This is a genomic window from Staphylococcus simulans, from assembly GCF_047037175.1.
GTDB classification, from domain to species: domain Bacteria; phylum Bacillota; class Bacilli; order Staphylococcales; family Staphylococcaceae; genus Staphylococcus; species Staphylococcus simulans_C.
The window spans coordinates 2015398-2031982 of record NZ_CP178241.1; the positions used below are offsets into that span (position 1 = coordinate 2015398).

Sequence of the window (16585 nt, forward strand, 5' to 3'; positions counted from 1 at the left end):
TGTCTTAAATATAGAGGAGGAAACTGAAATGAAACTGAAATTTTTAAAGTTTTATAATAAAGTTTGTCCCTTTACCTAATTTTGATTTCACTTCAATCGTGCCGCCATATTGATAGACAATATGACGTAATAATGAAAGGCCGATACCAGAACCTCTTGTGTCTTGATTGATGCGGTAAAAGCGCTGGAAGATTTTATCTTGTTCCGCTTCTTCAATCCCCTTACCATCATCTGACACTTCAATTTGAACTCCATTCACCGTTTTAAACGCACTCACACGCACTTGTACACTTTCATCATTATGATGATATGCATTCTCTAACAATATATTTAACAGCTGTCTTGCATGCATGGGATGTATCGCAAACATTAAGTCGGGTTTATAGAGTTTATGTATGGTCGTTTGGTGAACCCTTTCAACACTCATAATCGTTTCATCAAAACTTTGAGAAAGATTAATCGGTTTTAAATTTTCAGTTTGAAGCTTGTCCTGCATCATGGTGTTAACTAGTTGTTGAAGGTATTTAGTCTCAGACTTCATTTGTGCTAACGTCTCTTTCCCTTCTTTAGATAACTGATCTTGTTCCAACATATCGAGATACTGCGTTCCTAATAAGAGAGAACCGACAGGTGTTTTCATTTCATGTGAGGCATTTTGAATAAAGGTCTGTTGTTCTTGCATAAGTTGTTCATAGACTTTGACTGGTCGACGTGCTAAGTAATACGCCATCACCATCATTAAAATAAACGCAAAGATAAAACCAAAAGAGAGTTCTCGCATTAAGAACTGTTTCGTTTCATGAAAGTCTTTCACATTCGTTAAACTATATAATGTTTTGTGATTAGACAACTTCACCGTTCTCACATCAAAGATGCCTGTTTTACTTTCATCCACATGCGGTTGTTTCACTTGTCCAACAAAACGTGATTTTAATGTCTCTGTTTTAAAAGGCGTATGATTTTCTGTAACCTTTTGGTCCTTCACAATAAAGTAGTCGTGACCTTGGTTCACTGTGTCTTGATGCGTTAACGCATGTTTCACACTATCTGTTTGTGCTTGTGCCGTCTCATCGATTTCTCGATTTACATTGAAGCTGAATACTAAAATAATTGAGACAAATAACACAATTAACAATGCCAATAAGTAACTGGCATATTGTATAAATGCTTTCCAAAAATGATATTCCTTCATGCTTTCACTTCCAATTTATAGCCGACGCCACGCATGCTTTTAACTTCTAACGTCGCATGAATCTTCTTTAGTTTCTTGCGCAGCAAACGCATTAAGGCATCGACATTATTATTTGTGACCACTTGATCAATACTCCATACTTTCTCAATAATTAATTCTTTACTTACTACTGGGTTTAAAAATAACAACTCCAATAATTGATATTCTTTCTGCGAGAAATCAATGAGCTGTCCTTCTACAGTAAACTGGCGCTTTTGATAATCATATACCACATTGCCAAGTTGTTTCGTGTTAGAAGGAATTGCTGCGGAACGTTTCATCACTGCCAACATTCGTGCTTCTAATTCTTCAAACTCATACGGCTTCGTCACATAGTCATCTGCACCTACTGTTAGCCCTGTCACTTTATCAGCAGTTTGTGACTTTGCGGTCAACATAATAATGGGTACAGTAATTTGTTGATTACGAATGGATTCTATAATTTCAATACCGCTTTGATTCGGCAACATCCAATCGACCAGTAAGATGTCATAAGTCGTTTGTGCTAAATACTCTAAGACTTCATCCCCTGTCTTTAACCAATCTACTTGGTAGTGTTTTAGTTTCAACATTTTCTGTGTCAGTTCACCCATCATTTGATTATCTTCTATCAGCAAGACTTTCATATTATCCAACCTTTATTCATTAATTTAGTTAAATTTTATGCTTAAATACCAAAATTATCAAATGTTAGAAAACGCAACTTAACAGTATGTATAGATGTTGTAAGTAATCTATAAGCTTTATCCACTTTAAAGTCACAATATTTTTAAAAATCTGGGTATTTCTTGTTTTAATCTTTTGAAGATAATACAATTAAATAGTAATGAAAGATAGTTGTTAAGATACTTTATTTTATTAGCAATAGTTGCTCAAGTAATTTTTAATAATTTAAACAGAATACGGCAACATGAGAGCCATCTATTCTTAATATCTTAAGTCTTTATTCTGATTCAAAGATATATCTTCTTACAATAGCGTAAAAAAAGAGATGAGAAATAACTAAGGAGTGTATATTTATGTACAAAGTTGGAATAGCAGGCGCAGGTGCTATGGGCGGTCGAATTGGAACTGCCATTAAACAAGCAGGTTATGATGTAACATTAATCGATAACTGGGAAGAACATGTCAATCGTATCAATGAACATGGCATGGAAATCCAAACAGAAACGGACACATATACAGTTGAAATTCCAGCCGTATTAACAAAAGACGTTTCAGAAAAATTTGATCTTATTGTTATCCTTACAAAATCAATGCAGTCAGAAGACATGCTGCAACACTTACAAGAGATTGGCTGTATTCATGAAGATACCGCAATCTTAAGTATGATGAATGGGTTAGGTCATGAGGAACGCTTATCTAAATACGTACCACTATCACAAATCTACCTTGCAGTAACAATGTGGACTGCAGGATTACGTGGTCCAGGCCAATTACTGCTAGAAGGTGAAGGGTCTATCGACTTACAACGTGCAGATGGTCAAAATGATGAACGAACAGACTTCATTTTAAACGTATTCAACGAGGCAAAACTTAATGCACAAATCAGTCAAGATGTCTTCAAATCTATTTGGGCTAAAGCCACTGTGAATAGTGTATTAAACCCACTTTGCACAATCTTAGATAAAACTATTTATGAAGTCGGTTCGTACGAAGCATCTAACCAAATGATTCGTCCTCTCGTTGAAGAGATTGTCGCAGTAGGCATAGCGAAAGGAATCGACCTTGATGCGCAAGCATTAATGGATAAAGTGGAATCAACTTATCCTAAAGAAGCACAAGGCTTACATTACCCTTCTATGCATCAAGACTATACAAACGGTCGACTTACAGAAATCGACTACCTTAATGGTCAAATCGCAGCGTATGGTAAAGAACTTAATATTCCTACACCACTGAACACTTTGATCACACACCTTATTCATGAATTAGAAATGAAAATCCAATAAGCATAACAATAAACTTAAAGCAGAGATGACTTTCAATTTTTGAAATGCATCTCTGCTTTTTTATTTAAGGAGGATACAACAATAGTATGATGATTTTTAGACATTATTGTCGGATTCTTCATTATCATTCATATATCCTTCTATTAACTTCTCTTCTAATTTATTTAAGTCGTTCTTAATAAATTTATCAAACGCTTGTTTAACTTTTTCTAGCACTTCTTCATGGCTCATTACTTCTTCATTAGAATGTGTAAAAAATTTCTTAGAGTAAATCGTATGATGTTTACGTGTTAATTTTTTTCTAGAAACTTTAAATACCTTGCTATGTTGAAATGCAATATTAAGCATATCAGCTCTTACTTCAGTTTCTCCTGGCCCAATCAATAAAGTAATTCCTGTTAAATAATTATTATTTTTTATCTCAAACAAAAGTATTCTACCACTATCGGTCCATGGAATTTCAGTGTTATTTTGAGGCATGATACGGTCTAACTTTTTAGTCGTAAATCTGATATATCCTTTGCTGCTTTGATCTAAAATCAAGTCATCATTTTCAAGTATATACGCTTGCAGCATTTTAGAAATTTCACTTAACGTATCTGGTTTATATTCATAGATTAAATCCAATGCTCTCTTATGTTTTGCATAAATCTCACCGCAAATTTTTTCTAATGCTTCGTCTCCCACGATGTGCCTCCTTAAAATATCAATATACTGCTCAATAAAATCTGTTGCTTGTGGATGCATCATTGGTTTTTTATTCACTATAGTTTCATCAATACATTCAATGATTTGACTATACGATATAGTGGACCATACCTCCACATTACTTGCTTCCTCACCATGCGGTGTTAAGAATATGAACAGTTTCTCGTAGTCGCTATAGAATTATTCTACCTTATCTTGATACGTCTTTAATTGATGTTTAGATTCTTTGCTCCATATCTTGTTTTCAATCACAATCAACGTTTGATTTTGTTCTGATACGACTAATAAATCAATATGATTCCACTCTCTTAATACTTTCGCATCGTCAAAGTCATTTAATAATAACTTAAACATTGTTTGTTGATCTTTTTTTGACTCCGAAAATTCAATATACGCTCGAACCAGACTTTTAATAAAAGCATCACCCAGTCCATGAATCTCGTTTGGATTCAGTAACCAAGCCAACATATTACTGTGGCGTATTTCCGTATTCACAACACCGAGTATCTCAAATAAATTAAACTGGTTGGAATACTTTTCAATTTCCTTCAAAGAGTCAATGTCTTTCAAAAACTCCATTAATGCTTGTTCATCATTATTCATTCAACTACTCCTTGATGATTTCTATATCTAAGTTTAAAACTTCACTTAGTCAACAATGCCAACTATAGACATAAGTTCTAATTTATTCATTTATTATATCATTAAATTTATCAACTTAAGCATCACATTTCCCAAGTTATTTAACCTGATTTTCCCACTTATTCCCACACATCCTAATAAAGAAAAACACCTACTTTGTTTGTTAAATCAATTTAACTAACCCAATTTTATTACCAAAAACTAAAATGTTCTCAATTTATTAAAATAGTTCTATGAAATGTTTAGTAAATAGATTACTCTATTAATAACACCGTTAAAGATAGGAGATAGTGTATTGAAATAGATTTTTATTAGTTTAGGACTTGTAGCACTTGTAGCTGTGTTAGGTATTGCGATTTTCTTCGCATATGGCAGCTATAAAGATTTAGAACTGAAAAAAGAAGAAACTAAAGTAGCTGAAGAAAAAGAGAAAAAAGCAAAAGAGAAACAAAAGAAAAAAGAACAAGCAGAAAAAGAAAGTAATACAGAATCCGTTAATAATGAACAAAGCAATACTCAAGAAGCGTATGACCAAACACAAACTGAAACTGCTTCTTCACAAGCACCTCAAGCACCTGTAAAAGAAACACAACCAGCACAAGATCAAAATAATGATAACCAAGCATCTTCTAAAAATACATCAGAATCACCAGACAGATCTTATGATCCAGATGAGGCTTATGCTAAACAAAAAGAAATGTATGAAAAAGCTGCCAGAGGAGAAATCCCTGAGCCAGGTGCACAACTTTCTGGTGACAATTCAAAATTAATGGAACGTGATCCAAGTACACTTACGAATGATGAACTTAACCAACGCCAAAGAAGATTAGACGCTATGGAAGCTGATGGACAATAATTTAACCGCGTTACAAGGGGAACTAAGATATGAACAAACTTTTAATAACTTTATCCGTAGTATTAGTACTCGGAATCATAGGTGCTGTGGGTTTCTTTGGATACAACAAATATCAAGAAGTTGAACTAGAGAAAAAGAAACTAGAAGCACAATTAAAAGACAATAAAGAAAATGATGATAGCACACATAATGAGTCAGAAACCGAGTCTAATGACACTGAAAACACAACAAATAATGAACAAGAGGCACAAGCTACTGATGGAAGTGAAACTGTTAAAGTGCATGAAGGTTCTTCACAACGAATGACTAGTAAAGATGAGTTTGCACATTTAAGAGTCAACAGAGACAATGTCTTCGATTATCTAATCGCTGCCATTAATCAAAGTGAAGACGGCGACGCTTCAAAAATTAAATTTCAACAACCAGAATTCTCTGCCCAAGGAGAAGGTGTATGGAAAATCCCTGCGAACAATAAATCTGGACATGGTTCATATACTTTCTTAGTTGAACAAGATGGAACTGTTTCTTTTTGGTATGGTATGATGAACGATAAGTTTCATGAAGAACATGTGACTTTACCTTAATAAAAAAGGATTGAGTGTGATTGCTCAATCCTTTTTTCAGTTCAAATATATACTTCCGTGTTTCATTTAGTATTTATGATTCACTATTAATATCGTTGGTTTTGTTTATAAATATATCTACATACTCACGAATTTTTCTGATTGCCACTTTCATGTTTTCTCTGTTTTCAAATGCATAAGATAAACGTATCGTATTTTTTTGGCTACCGTAGATAAATCCTGGATTTATTAATATTTTTTCTTTCTTAACCAGTTCTGAAAATAGCCATTTAATATTAATATCTTTTTCAAATGTGATCCAAATAAAGAAACCGCCTTCAGGTATCTCCCATTTCGCTATATCTGTAAAATTCTTTGTTAAGAGCGATAACATATAGTCTCGCTTTTCTTTCAATATTTTTCTTAACCTAACGATATGATAATCATACGCCTCACTCTTCAACATTTCATATACTACCATTTGCGATAAGATGCTAGATCCATAATCAATTTGCATTCTAATATCTGCTAATTGCTCAATGACCTTTTCAGAAGCAATTACCCAACCGATACGAATAGCTGGCGCAATCGACTTTGAATAACTACTGATATGAATTACATTTCCTGTTGTATCTATTGTTTTTAAAGCAGGGGTAGGTTTTTCAAACCAAATATCTTTATATATGTCATCTTCTAAAATAGGTATATTATGTAATTTACAATAGTGCATGACATCTTCTTTAACTTTCATAGATAATGATTGTCCTGTTGGGTTATTAAACATCGGCTCTATATATAAAGCCTTATCTTTATAGCTAGGATACTTATTAACAATATTGCTAAAATGGCCAAAATCTTTATAATCAATCTTAATTTGTTTCATATGGGCATATTCAAAGGCATGAGTAGAGTTAATATAAGATGGGGTGTTAGAGAAAACCGTAGTATTTCTACTCAGAAAGCCAGTCGTAACAAGTTGGATTGCATGTAACGCACCAGAAGTGATTAAAACATTATTTTTGGTTATATTCATACCCTCTGCATTTAACCTCTCCGCAATCAGTTCTCTCAATTTGAGGTAACCATAGCCGTTGTTATATCCAAATGCCAGTTCGCCTATATAATGTGCAACTCGAGACATCGCATTTTTTAACTCCAGATGAGGAATTAAGTCTTCGCCCAGTTCTCCTTTACTAATATGAATATAAGTAGAATCTGTTTCTAACTTATTTATAAGTTGAACAGTATATTCACTTCTAACTCTAGACGACCAATCCATCATCTCTGCCCATTTATTACTAATATAATCTTCATCCAGATAATTATTAACATATGTACCGCTGCCTTGCTTTGTGTAAACAAAACCTTCCGCTTCTAAGACCTCTATACACTTAATTATTGTCACTCTATTCACATTAAATTGAGTGGCTAAGTTCCTATGTGATGGAAGTCTCATACCGAAATACCAATCTCCAGCTATAATTTTGTCCCTAATATAAGATGCAATTTTTTTATACTTAATAGTAATCAGCTCATTCTATAAATTGGTTGTGTATTTTCTTTATTAATTGGTTGTACTCATTGTAATCTATATTCCCTAATATGAAAACATATTAAAATTAGGGGGATTCAATATGAGTAAAATTAAGGAAAGAGGCTATGCAAAGTATAATTTGATGCAAGACTTACAATACGAAGGTATTGATTATGATTATAAGGAATTGCTAAACAGCTTTGAAAATTTACCTGAAGATACTTATGCTTTAGGTTTAAATCGATACAGACAATATTCTAGAGCCATCATTCTGCCAGGTACAATGGAAATATTTTGGCTGCCTACCTTAAAGAAAGATAATGAAGAATACTCAGCTTACTTCCAAGGTAAATTCAACCCTGAACACCCGGGTGCTTATAGAGAATTTCATGCACTAGATAGTAAAATTAAAAATAATAAATTATTAAATAAAATTATCTTAGCTGACTATAAAGAAACATTTTGGAATGAAGAAGATAAAATACTACCGATTCATGTCGGTGTCCACTTCGTAAAACTTTTTGTAGAAAACGAAGGAGACAAAGCTGTATCTTCTCCAGATTGTTTACATCAAGATGGAGAGCCTTTTACTTTTGCACATTTAATTGAACGCACAAATGTTATCGGAGGCACAAATGTTATTGCTGTGCCAAGTGCTGCTGGAAATAAACCTGAAGATATTGCTGATAAAAATATAATAGAAACCTTCGAAATCTCTCAGCCTTTAGAGTCTTATGGTGTTGATGATTCAGCAGTCAGTCATTACGTAAGCCCTATCAATAAGAAATGCAATCACACCCCTACTATTTTTTCCTTACTCTTGTTAGATTATCAGCCAACATTGATATTAAGTAATGGGGAATCATATGAAATATAATAAATCCATTTACTTCTCATTTGGCATTACGATTTTATTATGGGCTTCAGCATTTCCTGCTATTAAATTAGCATTACAAGATTTTAAAGCCGAAGATTTATCTGCATTAAGGTTGTTCATTGCGGCAATTATTTTATGTATAGTTGGTATCATAAAGAAAATAGCATTTCCACATATCAAAGATATTCCTTTTATCTTATTATTAGGATTTTGTGGCTTTACTGTATATCATGTGGCATTAAGTATTGGAGAATACTACGTAAGTGCAGGTGTCGCAAGCTTAATCGTATCTACAACACCGATTTTTTCTGCCTTGCTTGCAACTTTCTTTTTAAAAGAGAAATTTTCAAAATTGGCATGGTTAGGCTCCATAATCGCTTTTATCGGTGTCGCATTAATATCTTTGGGAAATGGAGATCAACGTGCAGCTGCGCTACTTGGTGTTGTGCTTATATTATTAGCATCATTAGGAGAAAGTATTTATTTTTCTTTTCAAAAGCAGCTGTTAGACAAGTATGGCTTCATGCCTTTAACTATTTATACGATTGTTTCCGGAGCTTTATTCATGACTTTATTTCTACCTAATAGTTTTCACGAATTACAACATGCACATATAAACACAATGATAGCTGTCTTGTACTTAGGCATTTTTCCAACAGTATTGCCTTATATCGCATTAGCCTATACGATCCAAAAAATAGGTGTATCTGATGCGACGATTTCACTTTATTTAACGCCAGCAGTTTCCTTACTATTAGCTTATTTGATGTTAGGTGAAATCCCTACACTCATTGCGATTTTAGGCGGGATTGTGACCTTAGTAGGTGTCGCAATTACATCTGCTTATTCAGAAGATGAACTTGATTTAAAGTAAATGACACTTTACCTTAATAAATAAATTAAAAAGAGATTAAGCCAAGTGACATTGCTTAATCTCTTTCACTTTCTATGAATCTATAAATGCCAAATCAAATAGTAAATTATCGCGAATGTTGTGGCGTAAAGAGTAAAAAATAACACAAAATTCAAAATCATCTTTGCTGGCCATGAGAGTGTGTTGAAAAACTTCTTAATAATCGTACTACTAATCATTGTTGAGAAAAATATGGTGAAACCAATGATGACAACTGTTAAAGTAGTGTTCATGAATAGAGAATTCCTTTCTGAGTTCCCTTAATAACCATCCTCATTAGACTGAGTGTTTCTTCGGTACTCCCTTCTCTATTATATCTAATTCATATTGTTTTGCGTGAAGTTGTTCAGTTTTAATTAAATTGTTAATAATCACCAAAATCATGCAGTTACTAAAAATCATCAACTAAATATTTCTATGTTAACCACCAATTAGATTTAACGCATTTAAATATTATTTTGTGTACAAATTGAAAATATATTTAAATGCAGCAAAGATTCTTGATCTTCTTTGATTGTATTTATACAATTAAAATAACGAAATACAATTCGCATAAAGAGGTGTAATATGGATTCTTTACTAAAAGCTGATGACAAAAAATTAAATGAGTATTTACTGCTATCAAACGGAAAGTTTAACATTCCTTATACTCAAAGACCTTATGAATGGAGTAATTCACAAGTTGAGAGACTTTTTAATGACATAATTGCTATTCATCAAGGCGATAAAGAACAACATATCTTAAACTTTATAACCATCTATCTAGAAGATGATCATCAAAATATTTACGATGGCCAACAAAGAACCGTTACACTTTTATTATTTATATGTGCAATTATCGATAAAATCAGTAAAATGGGTGATGTCTCTACCGCTAATAAATTGAAAGAAGAATTTATAAAAAAAGATGATTGGAGACATAATTCAGCGAACAATACTAAAATCATTTTCAACAAAAATGAAACAAATGAATTTTTTGAAAACTATATTATTGATAATCAAGAAAGCATAGATATCAATATTTCAGATCATGAAAAGTACTTGAAATCTAATTATGATCATTTAAAAAAATTGATTAATGATTATGTTGAAAAAAACCGGCTGACTGTAACAGATTTGCCACTAATTATTGAAAATATGACCGAGAAAATGTATGTAATCATATTAGAGACACCTAACGAAGACATTGCTAATCAAATGTTTGAAACACTGAATAATACCGGAAAAAAATTAGTAGATTTTTATGTTTTAAAAAATGAATGTGTGAAACAGATATCTGAAAGTGAAACCTCTAGATACTGGAATGAAATTGAAGCCAATACAGATTTATTAGACAAGAAAAAGTTTTTAACACAATTTATCTCAATTTATAACGGTAAAACATCTAATCAAAAGGTTTATGAAACCATTGAAAGATTAAAAAAACTAAAAAATCCTCACGCTGTGCGAGAATTATTGGAGGATATGAAAAATGTATCTAAGTACTTTTTTGAGCTTCATGAGCCTGAACAACGTAAAAATCCAAATGACTCAGAAAATGATTTATTAGATTATATTAAATTAGTAGAAAGCTTAAAGATTTTTAAAGCTATACAATATAGACCAGTTATTTTAGCGATGAATCTAAAGCGTTATAATTTAAAGGATATTAATCAAGTTTTACAAGTATGTTTAACCATTCAAATCAGAAATATTTTTATTGCAAATGTCAGCCCTAATAAACTCGAAAACTTTTACCCTGATTTAGCGAAAAAGATATACGAAAGCAATAAAAATATTACCTCATCCATCATTTCAGACTTACAAAATAAAATCATTTCAGATAACCAAACAATACAGTATGCTAAGCAACTACGCATATCAAAAAGTGATGGTAAAAAAATAAGATATATTCTCAAAACAATCTATGATCTTGATACTGATAATGAAATCATTGTTAATAGTAATACGCAGTATGTAAACTTAGAACATATTCTACCTCAAAATCCAAAAGAGGAAAGTACATGGTTAAAAATCTTTGATAAGAAAACCTTAGACGATTATATTAATTCTCTTGGGAATCTTACATTAATTCTTGGTAAAAAGAATTCTTCTCTTGGAAACAAAGAGTTCTTTGAAAAGAGAGTCTTATTAAAAGAGAGTAAAATCTCTCAAAACCACGAAATTGCTGATAATGATTCTTGGGGAAAAAAAGAAATCGAAGATAGAACTAAGTATTTAGCGAATAAAATTATACAGATTTGGAAAAAGAATTAATTTCAATTGGCCTAACTAAAAAACTGCTCCATATCTTTGCTGTAAAGCCTTTAACAGCAAAGATATGGGGCTTTTATAATTCTCTTTCATTACGCATACACAATAATTCATAATCCGTCTATAATTAAAAAAGCTACAAACAATTTCATATTGTTCATAGCTTAAAAGACATTTATTAGAATCAAAATTCCCATTACATTTATTTGATATTCTTAATGACTTCTTGACGTAGTTTTCCTCTTAACTCTGCCATCGTATTTAAGTTGTACGTTTGATATTCTCCAGAAGCAATTCTGAATGCATGTACACCTAATACTTCATTTTTACTGTTTAATACTGCGCCGCCTGAAGAACCAGGTTCAGCCATCATTTGATAATAGCCGACAGGATTCACATTGCGTGCCATCATAGAATATTTACCTGTTGAGTAGTACATCGTACCCATTGGATCATTTTTAAATGTTCCAGCAGGCAAACCATAATGGTACATCTGAATTGGCGAATTCGCTTTAATGTTTGTGATAGATGCTTCTGGTGCGATTTTACGTACTGTCATATATTGAGATAAATCTTCATTTGTATATAACAATGCGACATCTCCATATTGAAGCATTTTAATACCTGTCACATTAACTGTACGTGCTACTTTTGAACCCTCTCTTAATAAATCAATTCTAAGGTTTTGTGTTTTTGACGGCGTCATCGGTTTACCTGCTTGTGAATCATTCACGACATGATTCGCAGTTAAAATTGTATGTTTTCCAATCGCGGTACCTGTCCCATAAGTCAGTTTTTGAGTCGTTGGATTGTAATTAAATACCGTCGCAATGTTCGCTGCTTTAGCTGTTGTATGGTTAATCGTTACACCTTTATTACCAGACGCCTTCATAATTTTTAATGCATCATTAATGCCTGAAGCATAGGTAGTCTGACCGAAGTCTCGAACATTCTCACTTCCTGGTATTCCTTTTGGCCAAAGGTTTGGCGCTTGATTATAATAATTACTTACCGTTGCTTTTGGCGCAACTTTCGGTACAGGTTTTGGTTTTGGTTTCGGTTTCGTTGGAACGGCTATAGTTTTCTTCTTAGAAACAACCGTTGCCTTTTTCTTACTTACAGTCTTAGCTGTAGGTTTAGCCTTTTTAACTGTACTTGCTAAGTGTTGTGGCTTGATACCTTTTGGGCTTGTATAAACTGGTTTATCCTTCGTTTGTTGAATACTTTTGGCAACTGTTTTGGTTGCTTTGACGGGTTGTGTTTTAACCGGTGACATTACTTGCTTATTCTGTGTTGTGATAACTTTAGATGACTTTTTTGGTATTTTATTTGGTACGATTGATGTCTTTTGTACCGCTTTTGTTGGTACTGCTTGAGGTTTTACCGTTACTTGTTGATTTGTTGTTGGAGGTGTTGCTTTCAGATTGTTTTGATCAACTTGTTCCTCTACTTTTTGATTCATTTCTGATGCATATACACTGCTATTTTGAAGCACTAATATACAACCCACCAGCATTAAAATTAATAAAATACTGTATACATATTTACCCATTGAGAATCCTTGTTTCATCAGACCTCATCCCCTTATTTCTATCTATGAAATGGGTACACTCTTATTTCCTCATAAGCATAACTTTTTTAACTTGGTATAGCAATGTATTTTTAAGCATTTAGTTGATAATTTTCAACTAAACAAACATTACCTTAGAACAACTGTAAAATCTCATATGCGCAAACTTTTGGATAAGTCACACCTTTGTGTAAAGTTACTCTAAATCTTTCAATCCTTGTGTTCTCAATCGATGCGGCTTTTAAATTAAAACAATTTTCAGAATTTAAACACTTTTTATTTTCACATTTTTTGGTCCTGTGTTATATTTCTGTGTAAGGGTTTACATTATCGATAAAGGGGAGTTGTAAAATAAAAAGAAAAGGGGTCTTTTTATGGAGCAAATCACATGGCAAGATTTAAAACAGATCGTGTCAGATGGCCAAACTATCGGGGTAGCCGGCTTATCTGTCTCTAACCTTGCCGCAGAACTTTTACGTAATTTGCTAGAAACCTATGACGAAACAGGTTCACCCAAAGATTTAACCTTCATCCTTGCAAACGACATCAGCAGTTTAGGGCTAGAACCTGATTTGGATGATTTTGTTGAACGAGGCATGGTTTCACGTATCATCATGAGTATCATGACAGCCTCACCTAAAACAGCTGAAGCGATTCGTAATAATGAGTTGGAAGCTTATTTTCTGCCACAAGGTATGATTGCGACGCATTATCGCCAAACGAACACCCTTCAACCTGGGGTTATCACAAAAATTGGCTTACACACACATGTAGATCCAAGATATCAAGGTGGGCGTATCAATCAGCGTACGATTAAAGACCTCGTATCACTGGTCAACATTCAAGATGAAACTTACTTGCATTATCATTTACCTGCCGTAGATGTTGCCTTTTTACGCGGAACTTATGCAGATGAAGATAGCAATATCTATGTCACAGAAGAAGCTTATTTAACTGAAGCCTACAGCATTGCGCTTAATACAAAGTCCAACCGTGGTACTGTCATTGTTCAAGTGAAATCAATTATAAAACGTCCAAAAGTAAACCCTAATCACGTCTTTATACCTGGTTCACTTGTCGATTATGTCTATGTTGCCGGTGCATCTAAACACCATCGACAACTTATACAGACTTATTATGACCCTGTGTATTCAGGAGAAGCACCAATGACACAACCTATCGATTTGCCACTGCCGTTCAATACACGCAAAACGATTTTACGTCGTACGGCACAGTTTTTAACTAAGGGCGATACGATTAGTATTGGTTTTGGTATCAACAACGAACTCTCTAATCTGTTATACGAAGAACAAGCAGAACATCTTGTTCAACCTATACAAGATATTGGTATTTTCGGAGGGTTTCTTGGCAGCGGTAAACATTTTGGTATGAATGCGGATGTTGATTTTCGCATGCGCCATGACCAAACGTGGGACTTTATTTATAACGGAGGTATTTCAATTGCTTGTCTCAGTTTCGCAGAGATTGATCAATACGGAAACGTCAACGTCTCCTACTTTGGTCAAAAAATGAATGGATGCGGCGGTTTTATCGACATCAGCCAATCCGTTCAGCGTATTATTTTTTCTGGTCAATTAGTTGCTAGAAGTCAACTAAATATTGTGGATGGTCATTTAGAAGTCGAACACCAAGGTACGGCACAAAAGTTTGTTCAAAAAGTCAGTCATATCGACTTTAATGCAGCTTACGCCAAAACGATACAGCAAGAAGTATTCATCGTAACAGATCGTGCTGTTTTTGAATTGAGAGATGAGGGTTTAACCCTGATTGAAATAGCACCTGGTCTTAATTTAGAACAAGATGTCATTGCACAAATGGGATTCAGACCTTTAATTGCTAAAGATGTGAAAACCATAGATCCTACGATTTACAATGCACAATGGGGATTATTAACACAATCAATTCAGTAGTTCGTAGATAAACAAAGGGGGTTCTACCTATGAATTTCGATTGGATTAAAACAAGATCAGACTTTGATGAAGAAAAACCTGCAATTATCGACCCATTTAAAGGCACAGAATGGTCCTATCAAGAATTAAATATTCGTGCCGAAAACTTAGCCAACCATTTGATTGAACAAGGTATGCAGCGTGGAGATGTTGTCGGTATCTTTGCGCCTAATGATGTCGCAATTCTTGACTTAATGGCCGCTTCATTTAAAACAGGTATTATTTTCTTACCGTTAAACTGGCGCCTAAATCCGAAAGAAATCGACAAAATTATACAAGATTCAGGCTTAAAACTGCTCTTTTATGCCAAAAAACATGTCTCTTCACTATCAATGGTTGACCCGCATCTACTTCATATGGATATTGACTCCAAAGCCTATGATGATGTGGTCAACCCAGAACATCCGCACGCATTTAAATCTGTTTCAGTAGAACCAGATGATATTGCGGCACTGATTTATACAAGCGGCACAACAGGTGACCCTAAAGGTGTCATGTTCTCATATGAGTCCTTTATGAATAACGGTGCCAATATTCAACTCACTTATCGCCTCAACTCAGATTTCACAACCATTATTGCGACACCTATGTTTCATGTATTAGGACTGAATGATACGGTCCTTCCTGCTATGATGGCCGGTTCTACATTGGTGATTCAACGTTACTTTGAAGGTCAAATGTTGAATGAATTCATTTCGACCTATCAGCCAGACTTCCTCATCTTAATTCCAACGATGTATTACAGCACCATTCGTCAAGACAACTTCAACCCTGAAGATTTCAGGGCTATTAAGTATGTCATTCAAGGCGGTTCTCACCCACTTCCTAGTATTCAAGAAGCTTTCAAACAATACGGTATTAACATCATCAACGGCTATGGTTTAACCGAAGCGCCGCTGGTTGTAGTTAATACACCAGATAATGCGCGTGTTAAACCGATGAGTATCGGTAAAGCCGTCATGTTTGTGGATGCACGTATCTTAGATGATGACCACAATGATGTAGCACCAGGTGAAATCGGTGAGCTCTCAGTGAAAGCCCGAAATATCACACCCGGTTATTGGAATAAACCAGATAAAACAGCCGAAATCATTCAAGATGGTTATTTATTAACCGGTGACTTAGCTAAACAGGATGAAGATGGCGACATTTATATCGTAGACCGCAAGAAAGAACTCATCATTACAGGCGGTGAAAACGTCTTGCCTTCTGAAGTTGAAACAGTGCTCGCACAACATCCGCTTGTCGATCGTTGTGTCGTTGTCGGCTACAATGATCCAAAATTTGGAGAATCAATAGGAGCAGCTGTAATTCTACGCGAACAACCATCTGATTTTGAAGCACAATTAGATGCTCATATGAGAGAAACATTAGCAGCTTATAAAGTGCCAAAGCTTTATAAATCTGTTGATACTATGCCTTTAAATACGACTCAGAAGCCAGACAAAATCAAAATCTCAGAAATGATGAATGAAATAGCAGAAGCACAATTAAAAGCGAATCAGTAAAAATTAAA

14 protein-coding genes are annotated in these 16585 nt (G+C 33.9%); 8 read left to right on the forward strand and 6 right to left on the reverse strand.

Annotated elements, in window-relative coordinates; genetic code table 11:
• Window positions 1-43: 43 nt before the first annotated feature.
• Window positions 44-1192: a sensor histidine kinase gene (locus ACFCT9_RS09760; RefSeq protein WP_412518953.1), complete on the reverse strand. Its 1149-nt coding sequence runs from the start codon at window positions 1190-1192 to the stop codon at window positions 44-46.
• Window positions 1189-1857, reverse strand: a complete 669-nt coding sequence (locus ACFCT9_RS09765; protein ID WP_412518955.1) for a response regulator transcription factor — start codon at window positions 1855-1857, stop codon at window positions 1189-1191. Before ACFCT9_RS09765 ends, ACFCT9_RS09760 begins: the two co-directional genes overlap by 4 nt.
• 393 nt (window positions 1858-2250) lie before the next feature.
• Between ACFCT9_RS09765 and ACFCT9_RS09770 the strand changes: the two genes are divergently transcribed.
• Entirely contained in the window at window positions 2251-3183 is a 933-nt protein-coding gene (locus tag ACFCT9_RS09770) for a ketopantoate reductase family protein (RefSeq protein WP_412518957.1), read from the forward strand.
• A 96-nt stretch (window positions 3184-3279) separates the two neighbouring features.
• Here the strand turns inward: ACFCT9_RS09770 and ACFCT9_RS09775 are convergent, their stop codons facing one another.
• A complete protein-coding gene (locus ACFCT9_RS09775; protein WP_412518959.1) occupies window positions 3280-3870 on the reverse strand; it encodes a hypothetical protein in 591 nt (196 codons plus the stop codon).
• A 201-nt stretch (window positions 3871-4071) separates the two neighbouring features.
• The gene (locus ACFCT9_RS09780; RefSeq protein ID WP_412518960.1) at window positions 4072-4494 is read right to left on the reverse strand and encodes a PD-(D/E)XK nuclease family protein; all 423 of its coding nucleotides are present in this window, start codon (window positions 4492-4494) and stop codon (window positions 4072-4074) included.
• 379 nt (window positions 4495-4873) lie between these two features.
• Between ACFCT9_RS09780 and ACFCT9_RS09785 the strand changes: the two genes are divergently transcribed.
• Entirely contained in the window at window positions 4874-5389 is a 516-nt protein-coding gene (locus tag ACFCT9_RS09785) for a hypothetical protein (RefSeq protein WP_412518962.1), read from the forward strand.
• Window positions 5390-5418: 29 nt separating this feature from the next.
• The gene (locus tag ACFCT9_RS09790; protein ID WP_412518964.1) at window positions 5419-5973 is read left to right on the forward strand and encodes a hypothetical protein; all 555 of its coding nucleotides are present in this window, start codon (window positions 5419-5421) and stop codon (window positions 5971-5973) included.
• Between the two features lie 73 nt (window positions 5974-6046).
• On the opposite strand, the gene ACFCT9_RS09795 is transcribed toward ACFCT9_RS09790, so the two are convergent.
• Window positions 6047-7483 carry a PLP-dependent aminotransferase family protein gene (locus ACFCT9_RS09795; RefSeq protein WP_412521657.1) on the reverse strand — a complete coding sequence of 479 codons (1437 nt, stop codon included), beginning with the start codon at window positions 7481-7483 and terminating at the stop codon, window positions 6047-6049.
• Between the two features lie 103 nt (window positions 7484-7586).
• On the opposite strand from ACFCT9_RS09795, the gene ACFCT9_RS09800 reads away from it, so the two are divergent.
• The 3 genes from ACFCT9_RS09800 to ACFCT9_RS09810 all read left to right on the forward strand — a co-directional run bounded on the left by ACFCT9_RS09800 (window position 7587) and on the right by ACFCT9_RS09810 (window position 11532).
• A complete protein-coding gene (locus ACFCT9_RS09800) occupies window positions 7587-8363 on the forward strand; it encodes a 2OG-Fe dioxygenase family protein (protein WP_412518966.1) in 777 nt (258 codons plus the stop codon).
• Window positions 8353-9237: a DMT family transporter gene (locus tag ACFCT9_RS09805; protein WP_412518968.1), complete on the forward strand. Its 885-nt coding sequence runs from the start codon at window positions 8353-8355 to the stop codon at window positions 9235-9237. Before ACFCT9_RS09800 ends, ACFCT9_RS09805 begins: the two co-directional genes overlap by 11 nt.
• A 606-nt stretch (window positions 9238-9843) precedes the next feature.
• Window positions 9844-11532: a DUF262 domain-containing protein gene (locus ACFCT9_RS09810; protein ID WP_412518970.1), complete on the forward strand. Its 1689-nt coding sequence runs from the start codon at window positions 9844-9846 to the stop codon at window positions 11530-11532.
• A gap of 199 nt (window positions 11533-11731) precedes the next feature.
• On the opposite strand, the gene ACFCT9_RS09815 is transcribed toward ACFCT9_RS09810, so the two are convergent.
• The gene (locus ACFCT9_RS09815) at window positions 11732-13099 is read right to left on the reverse strand and encodes a trypsin-like serine peptidase (RefSeq protein WP_412518972.1); all 1368 of its coding nucleotides are present in this window, start codon (window positions 13097-13099) and stop codon (window positions 11732-11734) included.
• Between the two features lie 374 nt (window positions 13100-13473).
• On the opposite strand from ACFCT9_RS09815, the gene ACFCT9_RS09820 reads away from it, so the two are divergent.
• Together ACFCT9_RS09820 and ACFCT9_RS09825 are read left to right on the forward strand one after the other, a co-directional pair.
• A complete protein-coding gene (locus ACFCT9_RS09820; RefSeq protein ID WP_412518974.1) occupies window positions 13474-15030 on the forward strand; it encodes a CoA-transferase in 1557 nt (518 codons plus the stop codon).
• A 29-nt stretch (window positions 15031-15059) separates the two neighbouring features.
• Entirely contained in the window at window positions 15060-16577 is a 1518-nt protein-coding gene (locus ACFCT9_RS09825; protein ID WP_412518975.1) for a class I adenylate-forming enzyme family protein, read from the forward strand.
• Window positions 16578-16585: the final 8 nt, after the last annotated feature.